Origin of the sequence: Streptomyces smyrnaeus, assembly GCF_017676345.1 — a bacterium.
GTDB classification, from domain to species: Bacteria; Actinomycetota; Actinomycetes; order Streptomycetales; family Streptomycetaceae; genus Streptomyces; species Streptomyces smyrnaeus.
The window spans coordinates 297754-319716 of the sequence record NZ_JAFFZM010000004.1 but is presented as its reverse complement, the minus strand read 5'-3'; the positions used below and the strand labels follow the sequence as shown (position 1 = coordinate 319716).

General features: G+C 71.1%; 20 protein-coding genes and 1 pseudogene. 9 read left to right on the top strand and 12 right to left on the bottom strand.

Annotated elements, in window-relative coordinates:
- Positions 1-73: 73 nt before the first annotated feature.
- Positions 74-937 carry a helix-turn-helix domain-containing protein gene (locus JW613_RS09480; RefSeq protein ID WP_209210256.1) on the top strand — a complete coding sequence of 288 codons (864 nt, stop codon included), beginning with the start codon at positions 74-76 and terminating at the stop codon, positions 935-937.
- A 56-nt stretch (positions 938-993) separates the two neighbouring features.
- On the opposite strand, the gene JW613_RS09475 is transcribed toward JW613_RS09480, so the two are convergent.
- Both JW613_RS09475 and JW613_RS09470 read right to left on the bottom strand, forming a co-directional pair.
- Positions 994-1977 carry an SDR family NAD(P)-dependent oxidoreductase gene (locus tag JW613_RS09475; RefSeq protein ID WP_209210255.1) on the bottom strand — a complete coding sequence of 328 codons (984 nt, stop codon included), beginning with the start codon at positions 1975-1977 and terminating at the stop codon, positions 994-996.
- A gap of 64 nt (positions 1978-2041) precedes the next feature.
- Positions 2042-3013, bottom strand: a complete 972-nt coding sequence (locus tag JW613_RS09470; RefSeq protein WP_209210254.1) for an alpha/beta hydrolase family protein — start codon at positions 3011-3013, stop codon at positions 2042-2044.
- 237 nt (positions 3014-3250) lie between these two features.
- On the opposite strand from JW613_RS09470, the gene JW613_RS09465 reads away from it, so the two are divergent.
- Positions 3251-4120 carry an MBL fold metallo-hydrolase gene (locus tag JW613_RS09465; protein WP_209210253.1) on the top strand — a complete coding sequence of 290 codons (870 nt, stop codon included), beginning with the start codon at positions 3251-3253 and terminating at the stop codon, positions 4118-4120.
- A gap of 186 nt (positions 4121-4306) precedes the next feature.
- On the opposite strand, the gene JW613_RS09460 is transcribed toward JW613_RS09465, so the two are convergent.
- Positions 4307-4966: a TetR/AcrR family transcriptional regulator gene (locus JW613_RS09460; protein ID WP_209210252.1), complete on the bottom strand. Its 660-nt coding sequence runs from the start codon at positions 4964-4966 to the stop codon at positions 4307-4309.
- A gap of 180 nt (positions 4967-5146) precedes the next feature.
- On the opposite strand from JW613_RS09460, the gene JW613_RS09455 reads away from it, so the two are divergent.
- Together JW613_RS09455 and JW613_RS09450 are read left to right on the top strand one after the other, a co-directional pair.
- Positions 5147-6289 (top strand): serine hydrolase domain-containing protein, encoded by a 1143-nt coding sequence (locus tag JW613_RS09455; RefSeq protein WP_307865845.1) that lies wholly within the window; start codon positions 5147-5149, stop codon positions 6287-6289.
- A gap of 195 nt (positions 6290-6484) precedes the next feature.
- The gene (locus JW613_RS09450; protein WP_209210250.1) at positions 6485-7105 is read left to right on the top strand and encodes a LysE family translocator; all 621 of its coding nucleotides are present in this window, start codon (positions 6485-6487) and stop codon (positions 7103-7105) included.
- A gap of 171 nt (positions 7106-7276) precedes the next feature.
- On the opposite strand, the gene JW613_RS09445 is transcribed toward JW613_RS09450, so the two are convergent.
- From JW613_RS09445 to JW613_RS09425, 5 genes are read right to left on the bottom strand one after another with little or no spacing between them, the layout of a single operon-like run.
- The gene (locus JW613_RS09445; RefSeq protein ID WP_209210249.1) at positions 7277-8272 is read right to left on the bottom strand and encodes an ROK family protein; all 996 of its coding nucleotides are present in this window, start codon (positions 8270-8272) and stop codon (positions 7277-7279) included.
- On the bottom strand, positions 8269-9981 hold the full coding sequence (locus JW613_RS09440; RefSeq protein ID WP_209210248.1) for a dipeptide ABC transporter ATP-binding protein: 1713 nt from the start codon (positions 9979-9981) through the stop codon (positions 8269-8271). Before JW613_RS09440 ends, JW613_RS09445 begins: the two co-directional genes overlap by 4 nt.
- Entirely contained in the window at positions 9978-10883 is a 906-nt protein-coding gene (locus JW613_RS09435; RefSeq protein ID WP_209210247.1) for an ABC transporter permease, read from the bottom strand. The genes JW613_RS09440 and JW613_RS09435 overlap by 4 nt, the downstream gene beginning before the upstream one ends.
- Positions 10880-11839, bottom strand: a complete 960-nt coding sequence (locus tag JW613_RS09430; RefSeq protein ID WP_209210246.1) for an ABC transporter permease — start codon at positions 11837-11839, stop codon at positions 10880-10882. Before JW613_RS09430 ends, JW613_RS09435 begins: the two co-directional genes overlap by 4 nt.
- 49 nt (positions 11840-11888) lie before the next feature.
- On the bottom strand, positions 11889-13703 hold the full coding sequence (locus tag JW613_RS09425; RefSeq protein ID WP_209210245.1) for a peptide ABC transporter substrate-binding protein: 1815 nt from the start codon (positions 13701-13703) through the stop codon (positions 11889-11891).
- 307 nt (positions 13704-14010) lie between these two features.
- Between JW613_RS09425 and JW613_RS09420 the strand changes: the two genes are divergently transcribed.
- The 3 genes from JW613_RS09420 to JW613_RS09410 are packed head-to-tail and all read left to right on the top strand — an operon-like array spanning position 14011 to position 17539.
- Positions 14011-15300 (top strand): ROK family transcriptional regulator, encoded by a 1290-nt coding sequence (locus tag JW613_RS09420; RefSeq protein WP_209210244.1) that lies wholly within the window; start codon positions 14011-14013, stop codon positions 15298-15300.
- Entirely contained in the window at positions 15264-16787 is a 1524-nt protein-coding gene (locus JW613_RS09415) for a M81 family metallopeptidase (protein WP_209210243.1), read from the top strand. Before JW613_RS09420 ends, JW613_RS09415 begins: the two co-directional genes overlap by 37 nt.
- On the top strand, positions 16784-17539 hold the full coding sequence (locus JW613_RS09410) for a copper homeostasis protein CutC (protein ID WP_209210242.1): 756 nt from the start codon (positions 16784-16786) through the stop codon (positions 17537-17539). Before JW613_RS09415 ends, JW613_RS09410 begins: the two co-directional genes overlap by 4 nt.
- 143 nt (positions 17540-17682) lie before the next feature.
- Here the strand turns inward: JW613_RS09410 and JW613_RS09405 are convergent, their stop codons facing one another.
- Both JW613_RS09405 and JW613_RS09400 read right to left on the bottom strand, forming a co-directional pair.
- Positions 17683-18021, bottom strand: coding sequence for a cyclic-phosphate processing receiver domain-containing protein (locus tag JW613_RS09405; protein ID WP_209210241.1), 339 nt, complete (start codon positions 18019-18021; stop codon positions 17683-17685).
- A gap of 23 nt (positions 18022-18044) precedes the next feature.
- Positions 18045-18239, bottom strand: a pseudogene (locus JW613_RS09400) (inositol monophosphatase family protein); the annotation flags it as partial.
- A gap of 141 nt (positions 18240-18380) precedes the next feature.
- Between JW613_RS09400 and JW613_RS09395 the strand changes: the two are divergent.
- Positions 18381-18668, top strand: a complete 288-nt coding sequence (locus JW613_RS09395) for a hypothetical protein (protein WP_209210240.1) — start codon at positions 18381-18383, stop codon at positions 18666-18668.
- 190 nt (positions 18669-18858) lie between these two features.
- Positions 18859-19338 carry a pyridoxamine 5'-phosphate oxidase family protein gene (locus JW613_RS09390; protein ID WP_209210239.1) on the top strand — a complete coding sequence of 160 codons (480 nt, stop codon included), beginning with the start codon at positions 18859-18861 and terminating at the stop codon, positions 19336-19338.
- Positions 19339-19476: 138 nt separating this feature from the next.
- Here the strand turns inward: JW613_RS09390 and JW613_RS09385 are convergent, their stop codons facing one another.
- Both JW613_RS09385 and JW613_RS09380 read right to left on the bottom strand, forming a co-directional pair.
- Entirely contained in the window at positions 19477-19983 is a 507-nt protein-coding gene (locus JW613_RS09385) for a metallophosphoesterase family protein (protein WP_209210238.1), read from the bottom strand.
- A 74-nt stretch (positions 19984-20057) separates the two neighbouring features.
- Positions 20058-21875 (bottom strand): bifunctional sugar phosphate isomerase/epimerase/4-hydroxyphenylpyruvate dioxygenase family protein, encoded by a 1818-nt coding sequence (locus JW613_RS09380; protein WP_209210237.1) that lies wholly within the window; start codon positions 21873-21875, stop codon positions 20058-20060.
- Positions 21876-21963: the final 88 nt, after the last annotated feature.

Below are 21963 nucleotides of genomic sequence, written 5' to 3'. Positions count from 1 at the left end.
TCACCTTCGCCGCCGGTGCAAGCCGGTGGATTGGAGAAATGTTTCCGTCAGCGGCCCACGTACCATGGCGCTCATGCCAGCTGCCGTGCGTGAGGGCGACGATGCCGCCGTCTGGGCCCTCGCCCGCCCGACCAGGCCCAGCCGCGTACCCGGTGTCGTGCTGTCCGGGTTCCGCGACCGCGGCCCGGCGCCGGTCGACCACCGGCTCGACCCGCATCCGGTGGTGACGCTGGCACTGGCGTGCGGCGACGGCGCGCCCGTCATCTACGACGACGCCGGGCAGCGGAAGGCGGAAAGCCTGGTCACCGGGGTCGGGTTCGGCTCCGGAGGCGCGGCACGGATACGGGCCGCGAACGTCGAGTGGCTGCAGGTGCGCCTGTCCCCCGCGATGGCGCGTACGGTGTTGGGCGTCGGCCCGGCGGATCTGGAAGGCTCCGTGGTGTCCCTCGCCGACCTGTGGGGCCACCGGCGGGCAGCGCGCATCGCTGAGCAACTGGGCGTGGCCGCTTCCTGGGAGGAACGCTTCGCCCTGGTGGAAACGCTCCTGGCCCGCATGTCCGCCGAGCAGCCCGCCATCGACCCCGAGCTGACCTGGGCCTGGGACCGAATCGTCGCCGACCACAACCACATACGGGTCGGTGGACTGGCCGCCGAACTCGGTTGGAGCCGCAAGCGGCTGTGGTCCCGCTTCCACGCGCAGATCGGACTCACGCCCAAGCGTGCGGTGCGACTCGTCCGCTTCGACCGCGCCGCCACCCTCCTGGCCATGGGCCAGGAGGCGGCCCGGGTCGCGGCCGAATGCGGTTACTCCGACCAATCCCACCTGCACCGGGACGTGGTGGCGTTCACAGGGGTCACGCCCGCGACCCTCGCCGACGTCACCCTGGTGCCGGCCGACGACCTCGCGTGGGCGGACCACGTACCGCGCCTTTCCTAGGCCCCGGCCGGCTGCCCACTCTTCCTCGCCCAGGTCCGCACCGCACCGAGACACCGTCAGAAATCGAGCAGTCGCTCGCTCAGCTCCCAGAGTCGCACGGCGCCGTCGGGGTCGAGAGAGTGTGACGCCGCGTCCGACGGGATGTTGTCCGCCGTCACCGGCTGCTGCTCGTCGTCCAGCGGCGCCACGTCGCTGTCCTTCAGATAGACGCCGCCGATGTCCGAGAGAAGCGGGCTCGCGGCGCCGAACACGATGGTCGCGGCGCCTTGCTGCACCGTCTTCTTCCCGACGACCGGGTCGATGATCGGCCGGCCGTCCGCGTCGATCAGCCCGGCGGCCCGCAACCCGTCCGCTCCGGCCGCGGCGTTGAGCGCCGTACCCACGACCACGCCTGGGTGCGCCGCGTAGCCGCGGATGCCGGCATCCGCCCAGCGACGGTCGAGTTCGACGGCGAAGAGGACATTGGCGCACTTCGACTGGGCGTACGCCAGAAGCGGCGCGTAGTCGCCGGAGTCGAAGTGAGGGTCGTCCCAGCGGATGGTGGACAGTCGGTGGGCGCCGGAGGTGACGTTGACGACCCGGGCTCCGTGAGCGGCTTGCAGAGCGGGCAGCAGAGCGCGGGTGAGCTGGAAATGGCCGAGGTGGTTGACTGCGAACTGCACTTCATAGCCGCGTGCGTCCACCTCCCGCTTCTCCGGTGCCGCAACTGCCGCACAGTTGATCAGAATGTGAAGCGGGCGTCCCGACGCCTTCCATCGGTCGGCGAATGCGTCGACCGAGGCGGGATCAGCCAGGTCGAGCCGGCCGACCTGGACGCCGTCGATCCCGGCCACGGCTTCACGTGCCCGCTCCGGGCTGCGTGAACCGACGGTCACGGAGGCGCCCCGGGCGGTCAGGGCGCGGGTGACTTCGCGACCGATACCCGCGTGTCCGCCGGTGACGACAATGTTCCTGCCGGTCAGCTGCGTTCCGGTGAGGATCTCATCGGCTGTCGACGCCGGGGTGAATCCGGAGCCGATGGGCTTCTGCTGGTGAGTCATGCGAGTTGTCCTGTCGTCGTAGGAAGATTTCCACACCTTGCTGATGTCGGCGGTGGGCCGGTTGCTACTTGCTCTCAAGGCGCCCGACCGCACCGGGGCCGGTCGTCAGTTCGGTCCGGGCCTGCCTCCAGGCGTCGTCGCCACGGTGGAACCGGGCGCGCAGATAGGCCGCGGTGAGCTGGGCGATCGCGGCGACGTGTTGGGGGTTCTCGTCCGACAACTGGGCACTCTCGGCGGCGTCGTATCCCTGGATCCCGCCGAGCAGGTGCCCCGCTCCGAAGACGGTGAGCAGGGTCTTGGGGCCAGGTGCGAGGTGGTAGGGGTCGTGGTGCCAGGTCGGCCCCATGTCCGTGAAGTGCTGTGAGTCGTCCTGGTCGCCGGCCACGACCAGCGCGGGCCGGGTCATCGTGGAGAAGTCGACGGTGCGGAAGGCCGGTACCTGGTCGGCCATCGGTCCGTTGAGGGTGTCGCCGCCCCGGCCGGGCGCGGCCAGCAGCACGCCCTGTTTGATGCGTGGTTCGAGGTACCTCACCCGTTGTCCGGAGTCGGGGTCGGTGACCCCTGCGCCCAGCAGGAGCTCGGCCGTGAAACCGCCCAGGGAGTGGCCGGCGACGGCGATGGCGTCACGATCGATACGCCCGGCGAGCAGCGGCACGTCCTTCTCGATCTCGTCGAGCCGGTCGAGGACGTTGATCATGTCCTCGGCGCGGGAGCGCCAGAACAGCGGCGCTCCCGGGGTGGTCTCCCACAGGTGGCCGAGTCGCCGGGAGCTGAGGTGGGTGGGCTGGACGACGACGAATCCGGCCGCCGCCCAGCGGTGGGCGATCGGCATGTAGCCGTCCTCCGAGGAGAGGTTGAGGGCTCCGCCGTGGCCGTGGGAGAGCAGGACGACCGGGAGGTCGCTCCCGGTCGCGGGCGCGGTGACCCGCAACGAAAGGTCCACGGGTCGTCCGGGCACCCGCAGCGCCACGGGGCTGTAGGAAAGGACCGGGGTGGTCTCTGCGGCGGCGTCGGGCATGGCCGTCGATGCGGGCATGTGGCGTCGTTTCCTTTCGGGGCACCGGCCGGCTTGTGGCCCGGGCGGAGCGGTGGGGAGTGTCCGGTTGCCACCACGCAGGCAATCGGAACGTTGCTCCGCTTAGTTTACGGAACAGCGTTCCGCTTCTCAAGCGGAGTACCGCTCCGAAACCGTCGACCAGGCGGCGGTGGACGCCGTCGACACCTTGAGGGCCCACGTCACCACCCGCGTGGAAGGCATGGCAGGATCGCGGCCATGTCCCCCAGCGTTCCCCGCCTGCGGATCGGCTCGACCGAGATCATCGCCCTCCCCGACGGCGAGGGCCCGTTCTTCGCCCCGCGCGCCGAGGCCTTCCCCGAGGCCACGGCCACACAGTGGGACGAGGTCGACCGCTACGACCCGGGCGCGGTCGACGCCGAGGGCCGCTGGCACCTCCAGTTCCGCGCATACGCGATCCGGGGCGACAAGGGCCTCACCGTCGTGGACGCCGGAATCGGTCCGGCGGACAGCCCGGCCGGCTCGTGGGCGCCCGTGCCCGGTGTGCTCCCCCAGTCGCTCGCCGCCGCGGGCATCGACCCGGCGGAAGTCGACACCGTGGTGCTCACACATCTGCACACCGACCACGTCGGGTGGGCGGTCGTGACCGAGGCGGCCCTCCCCTCAGCAGGCGACGCGGCAGGCGGCAACACCTCGACCGAGGGCGCGACCAGCGGCCGCCGCCCTTACTTCCCCAACGCCGAATACCTGCTCCAGCGCACCGAGTTCGACGCTCTCGACATGCTCAACCCGCAGCTTCGCGAGGCCCTCACCGACCCACTCGCAGCCGCTGGCCAGCTCCGGCTCCTCGACGGGGACACGCCACTGCGCACCGGGCGAGCGGTCGCCACGCCCGGTCATACGCCCGGACACCAAAGCGTGCTGGTCGCCGACGGGCGCGAGCTGGCACTGGTCACCGGCGACCTTTTGGTGCACGCGCTCCAGCTGCTCCACCCCGGGCTCGCCTACGCGCCGGAGGTCGACCCTGACGCGGCCAGGCAGTCGAGAGAGCGCATGCTCAGCCGCGAAACCGACACCACCCTGCACCTGGCGACACCCCATCTGACGGAGCCGTTCCTCCCGCTGTGATCACGGCATCACCGGAATCCAGCATCACGGCGGCGCGGAGCCGGTCAGGCCCTGAGGGCACGCGAACGCCCCACCGGGCTGCGACTGCATCCGGTCGCGGGTAGGCCCAGCACGCCGAACGCCTGGAAAAGGCCGGGCGGGACGCGAAGCTCGAACCGACCGGGCCGGGCCGGTCGGTCAGCTCGGTCAGCTCGGGGGCATCGCGGCCTCGATGTGGGCGAGGTGGTCGGCGAGGATCTCCTCGAACGCGGCACGGCGATCGACCCCGAGGGGTCGGACGTCGCGGGCGAAGTGGGCCAGGGCCGGGAAGCGCTCGGGGTCGGCACCCAGCACCGCGACGCGAAACAGTTCCAGGCCCTGTTCGTGCTCTTCGGGGGTGACGGTGCTGACCCCGGCCTCGGAGGCGATCAGCGCGGCGAGGAGGACCACGATCCGGTGGTAGCGCACCGGGATCTCCTCGTCGGGCAGTCCCGACGCGCGCAGGGCCTGCAGCACCTCCTCCATGACCAGCCGGGACCCGGTGCCGCTCGACGCGTAGCGCCCCCAGACCGAGGCGAGCTGGGGCTGCTGCCCGAAAGCCTCTCTGACGCGCAGGGCCAGAGACGTGATGCGCTGCTTCCAGTCGCCTTCGGGGCGGTAGCCGTCCATCGCGGCCAGGAGGATCCGGTCGGCGACGGCGCGCAGCAGTTCGGTCTTGCTGCGGAAGTGCCGGTACAGGCTGGAGGAATCGGTCCCCAGGGTCGCGGCCAGCTTGCGCACGCTGAACGAATCCGCGCTGCTCGTGCGCAGCAGCTCCGCCGCCGCATCCAGAATCTCTTCGGTCGACCAACGCCTTCGGCCTGCCATTCTGCTCCTCTCGCCGGACCTCACCCTACCTGTGCACGCGCTGTTGCACGCGCCGCGTGCTCACCGCGTGCATAATGAGGACATGCGGATGCCGGGCAGGCCGGCATGCCACTCGTGCCCTGTTGTCCGGGCCAGGCGACCGATGCGGAGCCCACCCGGGAATACGGAAGGACGCATGACGTGAAGAACTTCCTGGATTCCGCGGCGCTGAACGCAGCCGTCGAAGACGTCCACCACGCCGGGATACCGGGCCTGTTCGCGGAGGTGCGAGACGGCGACCAGGTCTGGCGCGGCGCGGCCGGGGTCGCCGACGTCGTCACCGGCCATCCCGTCACCGCCGACATGCGGCACCGGGTCGGCAGCATCACCAAGACCTTCACCGCCGCCGCGGTCCTGCAACAGGTCGAGACGGGTCGGATCAGTCTCGACACACCGATCGGCCGGTACCTTCCGGAACTCGTTCCCGGAGAACGCGGCGACGCGGTCACGGTCCGGATGCTGATCAACCACACCAGCGGCCTCGCCGAGTACCTCCCGTACGCCTACCCCTCCCTCAAGGCGTTCCCGGCCCTCGCCGACACCGGGCCCCAGAGCCTGGACGAGCACCGGCACACCCGGTTTCACCGCGCTGACCTGATCGAGCTGGGGGTCACCGCACCTGCCGTCGGCACCCCTGGCGGTCGGCCGGGGGTGTACTCCAACACCAACTACCTGCTCCTCAGCGAACTCCTGGAGCAGGTCACCGGCGCTTCGGCCGAGCAGTACATCACCAGGAACGTCATCGAGCGCGCAGGGCTCCGGGACACCGGCTTCCCCGCCGGACCGCACGTCGACGGTCCGCACTCGCGGCTCTACGAGGCGTGGTTCGGCATGATCGACCCGCCGCGCGACTACAGCGTTTACGACATGTCATGGGTGGGGCCGTCGGCCTCGCTGATATCAACCGTCGCGGACCTCAACCGCTTCTACGGCCTGCTGCTGGCCGGGGAGATCGTCAACCCGTCGTCGCTGGCGCAGATGCAGCGCACGGTCCCGGTCATCTCCCAGGAGGGCAAGACGATCGACTACGGCCTCGGCCTGCACCCGATGGAGATTCCCGGCCAGGGCCCCGGTCAGGATCAGGGTCGGGGCACCTTCTGGGGGCACGGCGGCACGGTCTGGGGTGGTGGAGCGCTGGCCATGACCCGTGCCGACGGCAAGCGGCAGCTGGCCGTCGCGGTCAATCTGCAGAGGTGGAACAGGCTCGATTCCTCCGGCAGGCCGCAGCCCCACCCCATCGACGACGCGCTCGCGACTCTGTACCGCGTGGCGATGTACGGCTGACCGGCCGGAGAGCGGCACAGGAGAGGCGTTCAGGGCCACGCCTGCCAGCGCCTGCCCGCACCGCCACGCCTGGCGCTGGTGCTGACCCAACGCGAACCGCCCACCGTGCACCCCGGTCCGGAACGGCGGGGCGGCTGGCTGGTTCAGGCGACACCGGTTGTCCGCTCCGTCCGCCATGGCTGTGAGACTGGGGAGATGCTCATACAGTTCTTGACCGCGGTCGGTGTCCTGGCTGTGCTGACCATGGTGCCCGGGCCGGACATGGCCGTCGTGACCAAGCGGGCCGTTGCCTCCGGCTGGCAGGACGGGCTACGGACAGTGGGCGGGATCACCGCGGGACTGCTGGTCTGGGGCGTGCTCGCGGTGGCCGGTCTCGCCGCTGTTCTGGCCGCGTCCGCGACCGCGTACACGGTGGTCAAACTGGCCGGTGCCGGCTACCTGGTCCTCCTCGGTGTCCAGGCGCTTCTCCAGAGCCGCCGAAATCGGTCGCAGGAACCGGCCGCGGCCCTCACCCCGCCTCGCGGCAACCCCTGGCGGACCGGTCTGGTGAGCAACGTCCTCAATCCCAAGATCGCTGTCTTCTACACAGGTCTGCTGCCGACGCTCGCCCCGACCGGGCTGCCTGCCCACAGCGGCATGGCCCTGCTGGTCCTCGTACACGCGATGCTCACCGCGGTCTGGCTCGGCGGGTACGTACTGCTGCTGTCCAAGGCACGCGCCTTCTTCGAGAAGCCGGCCGTACGCCGGGGCATGGACCGTGCCACCGGAACGGTACTGATCGGGTTCGGACTGAAGGTCGCCACCACCCAGCCCTGAGGTTCTGCGGTGGTCCTGCGCATCTGGCCACGGTCCCGCGGGCCCGGGCCCGCCGATGCGGAACCCGACCACCCGGCGGCCCGGCGGCCCGACCGCCGGGCCGCCGGGATAACCAAGGCAAGCTCGCGAAACGTTCACGCGGCAGCCCGTGCAGCAGCACGACGCGATGTCTCACTGCCGGCTGGCCGCTCCGGCCGGTTCGACGCCTGACGTTGAGGTTGCACAACCGGCTCGGACCAGGGCTCCCGTGCTCAGCTCGCGGCGGGCCCTGGCGGCCGCGCCCACCGGGATCGCGTCCGTGCCCAGCGCGGCCCGTACCAGCCGGACCGGGTGGCCGCTGACCGGCGGTTCGGCGGCCAGCGCCTCCCGCACCAGAGGCTCCAGCAGCGGCCAGGCGCCGCTGACGCCGCCGCCGACCACGACTGTGGTGACATCGACGACGCCCGCCGTCATCACGATCGCCCGGGCGATGCCGCCGGCGGCGGCCCGGTACACCGCAAGGGCGTCCCCGTCCCCGTGCCCCGCGGCCTCCGCGATCTCACGGGCCGTCAGCCGGCGGCCGGTGCGCTCGGCGTACCGGGCGCACAGCGAACGCCCGGAGGCGAGGGTCTCCAGGTGGCCCCGGCCGCCGCAGGTGCAGGGCAGGTCGCCGAATCCGGGGATGTGCCCGATCTCGCCCGCCGCACCGTGCGGCCCGGCGAACAGCGCGCCGCCCATCCACAGCGCCCCACCGACACCGGTGCCCAGGGTGATGCCGAGGACGTCGGACTCGCCGCGCACGGCGCCGCCGTACACCTCCCCGTACAGGAAGGCGTTGACGTCGTTGTCCAGATAGGCCGGGACGCCGAGTGCCGCCTCGACGGCGTCGGCGACCGCGAAGCCCGCCCAACCGGTGAACGAGTCGCTGGCCACCAGGATCCGTCCGGCCGCGGAGTCGACGACGCCGGCCGCACCGGCGCCGACGCCGACGAGCCGCCCAGGGGTGCGCTCCAGCAGCGGGGCCAGGGCGCCGAGCGCCTTGCCGACCATGGCCGGGCCGCCGTCGGCCGCCGGGGTCGCGGTCCCGGCCCGGTCCAGTACCGTCAGATCCTCGGCGCAGAGCACCACTTGCGTGGTGGTGCCGCCGATGTCCAACCCGGCGAAGAGGGTGCGGTCGTGGGAGGTCAAGCCGTCGCCTCCGTCCGGCCCGCCGCCAGGGTGGCCAGGCGTTCGGTTCTGCGGCTGCGCTGCACCACCGGGTCCGGAACCGGCACGGCGGCCAGCAGCCTGCGCGTGTAGTCGGTCTCCGGCCGCAGCAGCGTCGTGCCGGTGTCGCCCTGCTCCTCGACCCGGCCCGCCCGCATCACCGCGACGCGCTGCGCGAAGTGCTGGACGACGGCCAGGTCGTGCGAGACGAAGAGGCAGGCGAAGCCCAGCTCGGCCTGCAGCTCGGAGATCACCTCCAGGACGGCCTCCTGCACGCTGACGTCGAGCGCACTGGTGGGTTCGTCGGCTACCAGGAGGCGGGGCTCCAGCACCAGGGCGCGGGCGAGGCTGACCCGCTGGCGCTGCCCGCCGGAAAGCTCCCTGGGAGCCCTCCGGGCGACCTCGCGCGAAAGTCTGACCCGGTCCAGGACGGCGGCGACCCGCTCCTGGCGCTCCCGTGCGGAGAGCGCGCGGCGGTGCACCCTGAGGGGTTCGGCGACGCACTCGCCGACCGTCATCCTGGCGTCCAGCGAGGCCACCGGGTCCTGCAGCACCACGCCGACACCGGCCCGCAGCGCCCGGCGGGCCCGGGAGCGGGTGCGAGCCAGGTCGGTGCCGAACAGCGAGACGGTGCCCTCGTTCGGCGTGATCAGGCCGAGCGCGACCCGGGAGGCGGTCGACTTGCCGGAGCCGGACTCACCGACCAGGCCGAGGGTCTCGCCGTGGCGCACGGTGAGGGAGACACCGTCCAGGGCGCGGACGGCGCCCCGGCCGCGCCCGAAGACGACGGAGACGTTGTCGAGCTCGACGACCGGCTCGGCCTCGATGGGAGGTGCGGCGGCCCGTGGCGTCTCCGAGAGGTCCTCGCCGTCGACAGAGAGGCGCGGCACCGCGGCCAGCAGGCGCCGGGTGTACTCGTGGGAGGGGCGCAGCAGCACGTCTTCGACGGGGCCGGTCTCCACGATCTCGCCGTGGTACATCACGGCGACCCGGTCGGCGAAGTCCGCGACGACGCCCATGTTGTGGGTGACCAGCAGTACGCCGGTACCGGTCTCCGCGGCGAGACGGCGCAGCAGGTCGAGGATCTCGGCCTGGACGGTGACGTCCAGCGCGGTGGTCGGCTCGTCGGCGATCAGCAGCGCCGGCTCGTTGGCGATGGCCATGGCGATGACGACGCGCTGGCGCTGTCCACCGGACAGCTGGAAGGGGTAGGCGGACGCCCGCTTCTCCGGTTCGGGGATGCCGACCCGGCGCAGGAGCTCCACCGCCTCCGCGGCCGCGTCCTTGGCAGACATCTCGCGGTGGTTGCGGACGACTTCGGCAATCTGCTTCCCGACCCGGGTCAGCGGGTCGAGGGCTGTGGCCGGCTCCTGGAAGACCATCGAGACGGTCCGGCCGCGCAGGCCCGCCAGGGCGGCCTCGCCCGCGCCGACCACCTCGGTGCCGGCGACGGTGGCGCTCCCGGTGGCACGGGCGTTGTCGGCGAGCAGGCCCATCGCGGCGAGCGCGACGGTGGACTTGCCGGAGCCGGACTCACCGACGAGGGCAAGCGTCTCGCCGGGCTCGACCAGCAGGGACACGCCGCGGACGGCGGGCACCTCGCCGGACTGGGTGGTGAACACGACGCCCAGGTCGTCGAGTCGAAGGATCGGCCCGGCCGCCGGTGCGGCGGGGCGCTGGTCGGCGGTCATCCGCGTCCCCTCACATCGAATGCGTCGCGGAGCCCGTCCCCGATCGCGTTGAACGCCCACACCACCAGGATGATGGCGAGGCCCGGCGGCAGGATGAGCCACCAGTAGCCGGAGTAGGCGGCGGTGAGGCCGGCCGACAGCATGCCGCCCCAGTCGGTGGCCGGTGGCTGGACGCCCAGGCCCAGGTAGGAGACGTAGGCGACCAGCAGGATAGCGTCGGCGATCTGGAAGGTGGCCGCGACGACGATGGTGGAGACCGAGTTCGGCAGAATGTGCCGGGTGATGGCCCTGGCGTGGGTGCCGCCGATGGCGCGCAGCGTCAGGATGTAGTCGCGGTTCTTCAGGGTCAGCGTCTCGGCGCGGACCAGCCGCGAGGGCACCAGCCAGGAGACGAAGCCGAGGATGACGACGAGGCCGCCCAGACCCGGCGTGGTGATGGCGGAGACCACCAGCAGGATGAAGAGCGCGGGGATGGCGATGCCGGCGTCCACGACCCGCATCATGACCGCGTCGATCCAGCCGCCCGCGTAGCCTGCGGCGGCACCCCACAGGGTGCCGATGACGGTGGCCAGGACGCCTGCGGCGAGGCCGACGATCAGCGACACCTTGCCGCCGTACATCAGCCGGCCGAGCTCGTCGTGGCCGACCGCGTCGGTGCCCAGCCAGTGTGCGCCGCTGGGGGCCAGGTTGACCTGGTGGAGCATGGTGTGGGTCTGGTCGGTGGAGTACACCAGCGGGCCGACGAAGCAGAACAGCACGAAGAAGACCACGACGCCGAGGCCGACGACCGCGAGCCGGTTGCGCAGGAACCGGCGGACGGCCAGCCGGGTCCCCGACGCAGCGGCGGAGTCCGGGGCGGTGGCCGTGCCAGGGGTCCGGCCCGGCTGTATGACAGTGCTCATGACCGGCCTGCCTTCACTCGGGGGTCGATGATCCGCTGGACGATGTCGGCGATCAGCGTGCCGGTCACCGTGGCGACCGCGATGATCAGCACGCAGCCCAGCAGCACCGGGTAGTCGGAGGATTGCGCGGCGGTCCAGAAGAGCAGGCCCATGCCCGGGTAGTTGAAGAGCTGTTCGACGACGAGGGCGCCGCCGAACAGCACCGGCACGTAGTAGCCGAGCATGGCGACCACCGGGGTCAGCGAGTTGCGGAACACGTGCCGCCACAGGATGGCGCGGGAGCGGGAGCCCCCGGCCCGCGCCGTCCTGACATAGTCCTCGGAGAGGTTCTCCAGGGTGGCGGCCCGCATGTAGCGGCTGAACACCGCGACCATCGAGGCAGCACCCGCGGCGATCGGCAGCACCAGCCCCTGCGGGTCGGAGAGCACCTGCCCCAGCGTGTGCCCCTGCGGGGCCTGGGAGGGGAACCATGGCAGCGCCTGGCTGAAGACCAGCACCAGGATCAGCCCGAGGAAGTACACGGGGGTGGAGTAGGCGATGAAGCTCAGCGTGGTGATGACGTAGTCGACCGGCTTGTTGCGCCGCACGGCCTGCCACATGCCCAGCGGCACGGCCAGCAGCAGGCCGACGATCGCCGACAGCACGGTCAGCAGCAGGGTTTTCGGCAGGCGCTCGGTGATCAGCTGCGACACCGGCTCGTTGAGGGTGTACGACGTGCCGAGGTCGCCGTGTGCCAGCTGCCCCAGGTAGTAGAGGTACTGCACGGGGAGGGGCTTGTCGAGGCCCTGCTCGTGGTTGAAGGCCTCGATCTGCTGCGCGGTGGCCTGCGGGCCGAGGATCCCGCGAGCGGGACCCCCGGGCAGGGAGTGCAGCAGGGCGAAGACCACGACTGTCACGATCAGGATGACCGCGGCGGCCTGCAGGACCCGTCTGAACAGGTATGTGGGAGTGCTCATGTGGTTTCCGGTCGCTCGGGCTCAGTGGTGCGCGCGGTCGCGGGGCGGCCTACTTGGTCCACTTCCACATGGCGGGGTGGAAGTTGGCGAGTGAGTCCTGCGAGAAGCCGCCGAGGCCCTTCTTGACCACGGAGACCTGGTAGTCGGGCTCCGGCAGCCACACCACCGGCAGCTTCTCGGCGAGGGCGGCGCTGTACTGGCGCATGGCCTCGTCGGAGGAGGAGGTGGTGGTCCGGGCGATCAGCTTGTCCACCTCGGGGTCGGAGTAGCTGCCGAAGTTGGAGCCGCCGCCGGTGGCGAAGAGCGAGTCGCCGCTGGGGTAGGCGGGGAAGTACCAGCTGCCCGCGGTGCCGAAGAACGACAGCTGCCACTTGCAGCTCGACTCGCTCGCCTTGCACTGGCCGGACTGCGACAGGACGGAGTTGACCGGTGCGGTCTTGATGTGGAAGTCGATACCCGTCTTGGCGAACGACGACTGCAGGGCGCTCATCATGTTGTCGGTCACGGTCGAGCCGGACTGCGAGAGCACCTGCATGGAGAACTTGGTGCCCTTCTCGACGCCCTTGCCGCACTGGCCGTCGCCGCTGCCGGGGCTGGTGCACACCATGGTGCCGCTCTTCTCGGTCCAGCCGTGGTCCGTCAGCAGCTTGCGGGCCTTGGCGGTGGAGAACGGGTAGGGGTTGTCCTGCTGCTTCCGGGAGACGAAGGAGGACTTCTGGCCCTGCGGGATCGGTCCGTAGGTGGGGACTGCGGTGCCGTTGAAGACGACCTTGGCCAGCGTCTTCTGGTCCACCGACAGCTGGATGGCCTGGCGGGCGTAGAGCTGCTTGAAGACCGGGCCCATCTGCGGGTTGTTGAAGTTGTAGGGCATGTAGGTGATGGCCCAGCCCTGCCACGGCTCGATCTTGTAGCCCTTGGCCTCGAACGACGCCTTCTGGCTCAGGTCGGTGGCGTTGATGTAGCCGTAGTCGACCGTGCCGGCCCGCAGCGCGTTCTTCTCGGCCTCCGAGGTGGTGAACGGCAGCAGGTTCACGTTCTTGATGTGGGCCTTGCCGCCGCCGTCGTACTTGGCGTTGGCGGTGAGCTGCACTTTGCCGGCCGTGGAGAACGACTTGAGGGTGTAGGGGCCGCTGACGGTCTTCCACAGCGGGTCGGTGGCGTAGCCGGAGATCTTCTTGGCGGCACCGTTGAGGTACTTCCAGACCTTCTTCGCCCCGGCGGCGCTGCGGTCCAGGTCGGAGACGGAGCCGGAGTCGCCGGCCTTGTCCCAGACGTGCTGCGGCATCGGCCGGATCATGCTCAGCTGGTTGGCGAGCATCCACTGCTGGTTGTAGGCCCGGTCGAAGGTGATCTTGAAGTGGGTGTCGTCGACGGCCTTGAAGGAGGTCCAGTTGTCCGGCGCCTTGCCGGGGCTGTAGCTGGCCCAGTCCGACTTGTTCGCCTTGACGACGTTGAACCAGAACTCCACATCGCGGGAGGTGATCGGCTTGCCGTCGCTCCAGTGCCGGTCGCCGAGGGTGATGGTGACGCTCTTGCTGTCGTCGGCGAAGTCCGCGGCGGTGGCGAGCGAGTTGTCCTTGTTCCAGCCGACCTTGCCGGCGGAGCCGTCGTAGGCGATCAGCGGCTCCCACAGGGACTGGGATATGGAGGAGTTGTTGGTGTTCAGATGCGCGGCGGTGCCGATGGGGAGGATCCAGTTCGGCGTGAAGTTGGCCGGGAGCGCGTAGTTGATCGTGTCCGACCCGCCGGAGGCGGACGACGAGGCGCCGCCGCCGGAACAGCCGGCCAGCAGCGCCCCGGTGGTGACGGCGACGCCCGCGACGAGGGCCCAGCGGCGGCCAGGGACCGTGTGAGCAAGGGACATGGCTCTCCTTGGGAGGTGAAGCCCCATAGGGGGATCCCGGTGGACCGGGCTGGCGCCGTCGGACCGGCGCTGTGTTCACGACAGCTAACGCCTGCCGCGCCGCGCGCACAAACAAAGTTCTGTAACAAGTAAGTATCTACGGTTCTGGAAAAAGTCTCACCGGCCTCACGAGGCCGTCCTGGTGCGGGTGTTTGTGGCGTATTGCCCGGATAGTGCGCCGGGAAAGATCACCCGGAGCCGTTCCGCGACGCATCGGCCGGGCGTACTGTCTCCGTCACACCTACTCATCGCGGAAGTTACTTCGTCCATGACTGAAATAAGTACGGGAGGATCGAAGGCAGCGAAGGGCGCCTCGGCCCTCGCCCCGCGGATCCTGGAGCTCGTGGCGTCGGGGCAGGCGTCCTCGCGTGCCGAGCTCGCCGGGCTTCTCGGCGCCGCCGCCTCCACCGTCTCCCTCGCCGTGAGCCAGCTCGTCGAGCGCGGGCTCATCGCCGAGGAGGGCACCCAGCCGTCCACCGGTGGGCGGCCCCGCAAGGTGCTGCGGCTCGGCGGCGCCGACGGGTTCGCCGTCGCCGCCGACCTCGGCGGTCGGCACGCCCGCGTCGGCGTGGTGCTGCCCGGCGGCGGCCTCACCAACGTCTCGACCGTCCAGTTCGCCATCGCCGACGGACCCGAGGCGGCCCTGCCGCGGCTCGCAGAGACCCTGCAAGCACTGGCCGAGGACCACGGCCGCGGCCGACTGCGCGGCGTCGGGCTCTCGCTGCCCGGCCCGGTCGACGTCGCCTCGGGCACGGTCGTCATGCCGTCCCGGATGCCCGGCTGGAACCGCTTCCCGATCATCGACTGGCTCCAGGAACGCTTCGGCGTCCCGGCCGCCGCCGACAACGACGCCAACTGCATGGCCGTCGGCGAGCACACCGTGCGGCCCGCCGAACACCGGCAGTCGATCATGGTGAAGATCGGCTCCGCGATCGGTGCCGGCGTCATCGCGGACGGCCGTCTCTTCCGGGGCGCCACCGGAGCCGCCGGCGAGATCACCCACATCCGCGTCGACGGCGGCGCCGACACCCCCTGCTCCTGCGGCAACACCGGCTGCCTGGAGACCGTGGCCTCCGGCGCAGCCCTCGTGCGCATCCTGCGCGAACGCGGCGCCCAGGTCGACCGTCTGGAGGACGTGGTGCGGCTCGCCACCCACGGCGATCCGGAGGCCACCCGCGCCGTCCGCAAAGCGGGCGACTACCTGGGCCAGGTGCTCGCCACCAACGTCAACTTCTTCAACCCCGACGCCGTATACCTCGGCGGCATCCTCTCCACCCTGGAACCGTTCGTCGCCGCCGTGCGCAGCCAGCTCTACGAGAGCTGCCACCCGCTGGTCACCGAACACCTCACCATCGAACGCGTCAGCCTCAGCGCCGACGCCGGACTGGTGGGCGCCGGGCAGTTCGCCCTGCAACGCGCCCTCGCCGACGCCCTGCGCGAGGTCGGCCGCACCGACCTGGCGTCCGACCGCCTCCCCTCCCCCGCCACCCCGGGCCCCCGCACCACCGTAGGAGAACAGCCGTGTCACGACCCCGCACCCCCGCCGCCCACCCGGTGATCGCGATAGCCGGACTCGGTATCGAGTCCTCCACCTTCTCCCCCGCCCGCACCCGGGCCCCCGCCTTCCACCCCGCGCGCGGGGACGAGATCCTGGAGCGCTACCCCTTCCTCGCCCCCGGCCGGGAGCTGCGCGAGGCCGCCGAGTGGCACGGCGCCCTCGTCGGCAAGTCGCTGCCGGGCGGAACCGTCACCGCCGCCGCCTGGGAGGAGCTGACCGGTGAGCTGATCGAACGGCTCGCCGCCCTGCCCCAGCTGGACGGCCTCTGGTACGACATCCACGGCGCCATGACCGTCGAGGGCGTCGACGACGCCGAGGCAGTGCTGCTGGAACGCATCCGCGCCACGGTCGGCCCCGATGTGATCGTCTCCACCTCCATGGATCTGCACGGCAACGTCTCCCGTGAACTCGCCCACCGCAGCGACTTGATCACCTGCTACCGGATGGCGCCCCACGAGGACCATATGGAGACCAAGGAGCGGGCCGTCCGCAATCTGGTGGATCTGCTGGCCTCCGGCGCGCCCCGCCCGGTCAAGGCGTGGGTGCCGGTGCCGGTGCTGCTGGCCGGCGAGCAGACCTCCACACGCGTCGAACCCGCCAGAAGCGTGTACGCCGCCGTCGACGAGGTCGAGGCCGCGGAGGGTGTCATCGACGCCGCGATCTGGGTCGGCTACGCCTGGGCCGACGAGCCGCGCAACCGCGCCGCCGTCGTCGTCACCGGCCCGGACGAGGCCGCAGTCGCGGCCGGTGCCGAACGCCTCGCCCGCGGATTCTGGGACGCCCGCCACGACTTCGACTTCGTCGCCCCCACCGGCACCTTCGACGCCCTTCTGGACGAGGCGCTCGCCTCCGACCAGCGGCCCTCCTTCATCAGCGACACCGGTGACAACCCGACCGCCGGCGGCGCCGGCGACGTCACCTGGGGCCTGACCCGGCTGCTGGAGCGCCCCGAGTTCCAGCAGGACGACGGACCCACGGTGATCTACGCCTCCGTGCCGGGACCGGACGCGGTCGAGGCCGCCGTCGCGGCGGGCGTCGGCGCCACCGTCACCGTCACCGCCGGCGCCGAGGTCGACGACCGCCACGCCGGCCCGGTCACCCTCACCGGCGTCGTACACGCGATCCGGCACGGCGACCGCGACGCCGGGACCGAGGTCGTCGTCCGGGTCGGCAGCGTCCACGCGATCCTCACACGGCTGCGCAAGCCCTACCACCACGAGCACGACTTCACCGACCTCGGCCTCGACCCGCGGCGCGCCGACATCGTGATCGTGAAGATCGGCTACCTGGAGCCCGAACTCGCCGAGATGTCGGTGGGCTGGAAGATGGCGCTCACCCCCGGCGGCGTCGACCAGGACCTGGTGCGCCTGGGCCACCACCGCATCCGCCGCCCGATGTTCCCCTTCGACCGCGACATGGCCGAGCCCGACCTGACGGCCCGTCTCATCCCCGCCTCCGACCAGCCGCTGACCGGGGACGACGAGTGACGGCTCGCCCCGCCCTGGAGATCGCCGTCACCTCGCCGGCCGGCGCCCGCACCGCCCGGGAGCACGGCGCCGACCGGGTCGAGCTGTGCACCGGCCTGGAGCTGGGCGGCCTCACCCCGTCCGCGGCGCTGATCGAGGCCGCGGTCGAAGCGGGCCCACCGGTGCAGGTGCTGGTCAGATGCCGACCGGGCGACTTCGTGCACGACGCGGAGGAGATCGCACTGATGGCCACCGACGTGCGGTCCGCCGTCGCCTCCGGAGCGGCCGGGGTGGTGATCGGCGCGCTCACCGCCGACGGCCACCTCGACGTCCACGCAGTCGCCGCGCTCGCCGAGGCCGCCCACGCCGCGGGCCGGCCGGTGGAGGTCACCCTGCACCGCGCCGTCGACCAGGCCGCCGACCCGGTCGCCGCCGCCGCGCTCCTCCCCGGGCTCGGCCTCACCCGGGTCCTCACCTCGGGCGGCGCCACGACGGCGGTCGAGGGCGCCGGGCGGATCGCCGCGATGGCCGCCGCCGCTCCCGGCGTGGAGGTGATGGCCGGCGGCGGAGTGCGCCCCGACACCATCGCGGAGCTGGTCGCCGCAGGCGCCGCCGCCGTCCACCTCTCCGCCAAGACCCGGGCCGCGCCCCGGCGCGGCGGCGACTGGGTCCCGCTCGGCGCCGGTGGCGCCTCGGCCGAGCAGGACACCCACTTCGTCACCGACCCCGCCGTCGTCGCCGAGGCCCGACGGATGCTGGACGCCGCCGGCTGACCGCCGAACCGGCCGCCCACGGCGGCCGGTTCGTCCGCCCTGCACTCACTGACCGCCCACGAACACCGACCCCCTGGGAACCGACGCCGGTATCCACTGTGCCGACATATGGGCACAAAGGGGTGTCCACTCAGCATGGATTTCTAGGCGGTTGCTCGCCGGACTTGGTAGCTCCAGTGCGTGAGCGCCCGGACGATGGTCTCGGCGCCGACGGGGTTCGCGCTGTGAATGAAGATCGTTCCGATGTGGAAAGGCCGTCCGCTGAAGGCAGCTTCTTCCAAGAGAGCCACCACGGGCATGATGGTGTCGTCGCCACCGAGGTCGTGGTCGAGCCAGAGTTCATCGATGAAGCTGTCGCGGTGCTCCCGCAGAAGCTGGATGCCCTCGCAGCTGGTGCGGGCGACCCATGCGGCCCCGGGGAGCTGCCGAAGGTCGTCGATGCCGAGAACGACGCGCCCGCGGGCGGCTGAGTCGTCTTTCACCCGATCATCATGACAGTGCACCGGTTTGGCCGTGCGGCACGGATGACGTCGAGAATCCTCTCCTCGGCCTCCACATCGGCGGCGGTGGCGAAGTCTCCGGCGGCTTTGTCGATACGGGGAAGCCACTGGCCGTACATGTCGCGGACCACGTCGGCGCCGGCGCGCGCCCCGGCTATCGCGACTTCAGCATCGTCGGAACCACTGTATGAGTTGAGCACGTCGCGGTGGACGTTCACTCATGCGGGTGGAGCGCTGCTGCGATCAGGTCCACCAGCCAGGGGTTCGGGCACCGAAGAACCGAGGCTTCAGCGGAGCCGCCGGCCGGTCGGCGGCTCGTCTTTTGAGGGAGGTACATGCTTATGCAACGTTCAGCATCCATCCTCGGTGCACTGGCCGCGGCTGCCGCGCTCGCGGTGACGGTGCCCGCCTCGGCCAACGCGGCCAATGGCTACCTACTCATCGACGGCAAGCGCTACGTCGATCCCAGCGGCTGCTACGAGCTTCCACAGGACGCCGAGGTCGAGAATCACACCGACCAGCCGGCTGATGTCTACTCCGACGGCAACTGTGAGGGACAAGTCATGGAGACCATCCCTGCCGGCGGCAGCAGCTTCACCGACTGGGGCTACAGCCTCCGCATCGAATAACGCCCCGCGGCCTCCAGGCTTGTGGGCGGTTTCTTCAGCGAGGACACGCGTGACAGAGCACCCCCCGGTGGCCGCTCCGAGCAGCGAAGTCGGCCGCCCGCCTGCGCCAAAAGTTGAGGGGTCATCGGTCGCTGGGAGTAGGTCCCGCGGCTCAGGCGCGCTTCGTGTCTGCCGGTTAGGTTCGGTCCTCATGGAGACCACAGGAGCCGTTCGTCGCCGGACGGCGGAGCGTATGCGTGATGCTTTGGAGCGGCTCGTCACCGAACGCGATGTGTGGGTGTCGACGGCCCACCCCCACCATGGGCCGCACCAGGTGCCGCTGTGGTTCTTGTGGGACGGGCGAGCAGTGTGGATGTGCACCAGCGCCATTTCCGTGACCGCGCGGAACGCCCGTGAAGAGCCGCGCGTGCGCCTGGCGCTGCCGGACACCTCCGACGTGGTGCTCCTCCAGGGTGAGGCGGAGTGCTTCGCGGACCAGGAGGTGCCCGAAGACGCGGCGGAGGCGTTCGCCGACAAGTTCGGGTGGGACCCACGGGAGGAAGAGGATTCCTTTCTGTATATACGCGTGGCCCCCAGGACGGTGCGCGCCTGGCGCGGCGAACCGGAGCTGCGCGGGAGAGTCATCATGCGCGACGGGACGTGGCTGGAACAGCAGTCGTCGGCCGTATGACCCGGGGTTCCGTCACCTCGTGGCCCGCACACGGCACACCGTCACTCAGGCCGCCGACCTCGCACCCGAGCCGTTCGTGGCAGCGGCGTCGAAGACGCCTTCGTCACCTGCCATTCGTCACCTACCCGGTATTCCGATTCACCGGCGCGGCGGGAGACGGTGCAACTCCACCCCGCGTAGACGTCCGGCCGCCGCCTCTGCGGTCATGTAGGTGCAGTACGGCTGGCGCCGCCGGTCCGTCGGTGAACCGGGGTTGAGCAGGCGCAGCCTTCCGTCCTCCGTCGTGGTGTCCCACGGGATGTGGCTGTGCCCGAAGACCAGGACGTCCAGGTCGGGGAAGCAGGCTGCACAGCGGCGCTCCCGCCCCTGCGCCGCGCCTGTCTCGTGGACGACGCCCAAGCGCAGGCCTGCCAGCTCGGCGTACGCCACCTCGGGGAGCCGGGCCCGCAGCTCGGGGCCGTCGTTGTTGCCGTACACGCCGATCAGCTGCCGGGCCTGCGACTCCAGCAGGTCGAGGGTGGCGGTGTCCACCCAGTCGCCCGCGTGCACGACGACATCGGCGCGGGGGATCTCCTCCAGCAGCTCCTCGGGCAGCCGCTTGGCCCGCTTCGGCAGGTGGGTGTCGGACATGAGTAGGAGACGCACCCGGCGACGGTACCGGATGGCGTCGCGTCTCCCTCGGACATGTGCCGTCTTTTCGCGTGACCTGCTCACCTGCGTTACCCCGGCCGCAGGCCCAGCTCGGCGGTGTGCTGAGCCGCGAGGCGGACGGTGGCGTTCGGCGCTCCGTAACCGCGGTACCCGCCGGTGCGCTGGACCAGTTCGAAGAAGACCCGGCCCAGGGTGACCGTGTAGCAGTGATGGAACTCCCCGTACTCGTCGCGGTCGTAGAGGATGCCCAGCTCGCGCAGCGTGGCCAGGGTGTCGTCGGCGAGGCCGTGGCGGGCCCTGAGGTCGTCGTAGTAGTTGCCCGGGATCGGTAGGAGTCCACCGCCGTGGTCACGTACCCGGCGCGCGGTGGTGACGATGTCGTCGGTCGCGAGCGCGATGTGCTGCGGGTGCGTCTCCCGCTCGCCGGGCACCGGCGCCACGTTGAGCGCGATCCGCAGCGTGCCCTCGGGGTTGGCGACGGCGCGGCTGCGGAAGAGCCCGTAGGGGTCGGCGAGGTCGAGGCTCTCGTTCGGCTGGAGACCCAGCACGCTCGGGTAGAACAGGGACGCCTCGTCGAAGCGGTGCCAAGGCTGGGTCAGCGCGACATGGTCGATCCGCGTGACAACAGTCCCTGGTTCGGGGCCGGCTGTGTCCTCCAGGGGCAGCACGGGCGCGAAGTCGTCCGTCCAACTCGGGTGGTCCTCGCGCCTGGTGCGGCAGAAGAACAGCTCGGTGCCGTCCGGAGCCTCGACCGCCTCCAACGGCACGTCCCCGGCCGCACGGCGGCGCGGGATGACAGGTGTCAGAAGGGACTCCGCGCGCCGGGTGGCCGCGCCCGGGTCAGGTGTCTCCAGGCCGAGCGCTGTCAGCGCCGGGCCCTCGCGACGGCTTGCGCCCGCGGTGTTGACGACGAGTCGCGCCTCGCCCTGCTCCCACAGCTCGACCGGCTTGCCGCCGTGCCGCCCCGTCCGTACGAAGCCCAGCGCGCCGAGCAGCGCGCGCAACGGCTCGGTGTCGGCTGCGGCCAGCTCGGCGAAGGCGAACGAGGAAGGGACGACGCGTCCGGGCGGCGAGGCGAGCCCGACCGATTCCTCCAGGGTGAGCAGCGAGCGCATCGCGTCGACCGCGGTGCGCGAAGCGTCGGCCTGCCGGAACACGTCGTTGAAGACCTCCAGCGACAGCGGCCCGGTGTAGCCGGCCCGGAGCGCGGCGTGCACGAGACCCGCGACGTCGAAGCCGCCCTGGCCGGGGAAGCAGCGGTAGTGGCGGCTCCACTGGAGGACGTCCATCGCCACCCGGGGCGCGTCCGCCAGCTGGAGGAAGAAGATCTTCTCGCCGGGTATCCGCTCGATGCCCCGGGGATCGGAGCCGCGGGAGAGGATGTGGAAGCTGTCGAGGCAGGTGCCCAGCGCGGCATGGTCGGCCAGCTCGACGATGCGCCAGGCGTGGTCGTAGGTGCTGACGTGGCGTCCCCAGGCCAGCGCCTCGTACGCGAGCCGGATGCCGTGCGCCTCCGCGCGCTGTGCGAGCAGACGCAGCTGGTCGGCCGCGAGTTCGTCCTCGTCGATCGAGTCGGGGGACACGCTGGAGCAGACCAGCATCGTGTCGGCTCCGAGCCGCTCCATCACGGAGAACTTCTGCTCCGCGCGCCGCAGGTTGTTCTCCAGTACGTCCTCGGGTACGGCCTCGAAGTCCCGGAACGGCTGGTAGAGATCGATGCGCAGCCCCAGGTCGGCAGCGCGCTTCCGGATGTCCTCGGGGCCGAGCGGACTGGCGAGCAGGTCGTTCTCGAAGATCTCGACTCCGTCGAACCCGGCGGCGGCGACGGCCCCGAGCTTCTCGGAGAGAGAGCCGCTCAACGACACCGTGGCGATGGACTTGCGCATGGGGGAGTGCTCCTCCTGGTCTCTTCTCGGGGTGCGGGCGCGGCCCCTTGCCTCCGGGCGCCGTCGTACCGGGTGGCCGGGTGGGCCC

What these genes read in the sequence shown, in the direction of transcription:
- JW613_RS09480 (WP_209210256.1), top strand. Translation starts at nt 74, where the DNA reads ATGCCAGCTGCCGTGCGTGAGGGCGACGATGCCGCCGTCTGGGCCCTC.
- JW613_RS09475 (WP_209210255.1), bottom strand. Translation starts at nt 1,977, where the DNA reads ATGACTCACCAGCAGAAGCCCATCGGCTCCGGATTCACCCCGGCGTCG.
- JW613_RS09470 (WP_209210254.1), bottom strand. Translation starts at nt 3,013, where the DNA reads ATGCCCGCATCGACGGCCATGCCCGACGCCGCCGCAGAGACCACCCCG.
- JW613_RS09465 (WP_209210253.1), top strand. Translation starts at nt 3,251, where the DNA reads ATGTCCCCCAGCGTTCCCCGCCTGCGGATCGGCTCGACCGAGATCATC.
- JW613_RS09460 (WP_209210252.1), bottom strand. Translation starts at nt 4,966, where the DNA reads ATGGCAGGCCGAAGGCGTTGGTCGACCGAAGAGATTCTGGATGCGGCG.
- JW613_RS09450 (WP_209210250.1), top strand. Translation starts at nt 6,485, where the DNA reads ATGCTCATACAGTTCTTGACCGCGGTCGGTGTCCTGGCTGTGCTGACC.
- JW613_RS09440 (WP_209210248.1), bottom strand. Translation starts at nt 9,981, where the DNA reads ATGACCGCCGACCAGCGCCCCGCCGCACCGGCGGCCGGGCCGATCCTT.
- JW613_RS09435 (WP_209210247.1), bottom strand. Translation starts at nt 10,883, where the DNA reads ATGAGCACTGTCATACAGCCGGGCCGGACCCCTGGCACGGCCACCGCC.
- JW613_RS09430 (WP_209210246.1), bottom strand. Translation starts at nt 11,839, where the DNA reads ATGAGCACTCCCACATACCTGTTCAGACGGGTCCTGCAGGCCGCCGCG.
- JW613_RS09425 (WP_209210245.1), bottom strand. Translation starts at nt 13,703, where the DNA reads ATGTCCCTTGCTCACACGGTCCCTGGCCGCCGCTGGGCCCTCGTCGCG.
- JW613_RS09420 (WP_209210244.1), top strand. Translation starts at nt 14,011, where the DNA reads ATGACTGAAATAAGTACGGGAGGATCGAAGGCAGCGAAGGGCGCCTCG.
- JW613_RS09395 (WP_209210240.1), top strand. Translation starts at nt 18,381, where the DNA reads ATGCAACGTTCAGCATCCATCCTCGGTGCACTGGCCGCGGCTGCCGCG.
- JW613_RS09390 (WP_209210239.1), top strand. Translation starts at nt 18,859, where the DNA reads ATGGAGACCACAGGAGCCGTTCGTCGCCGGACGGCGGAGCGTATGCGT.
- JW613_RS09380 (WP_209210237.1), bottom strand. Translation starts at nt 21,875, where the DNA reads ATGCGCAAGTCCATCGCCACGGTGTCGTTGAGCGGCTCTCTCTCCGAG.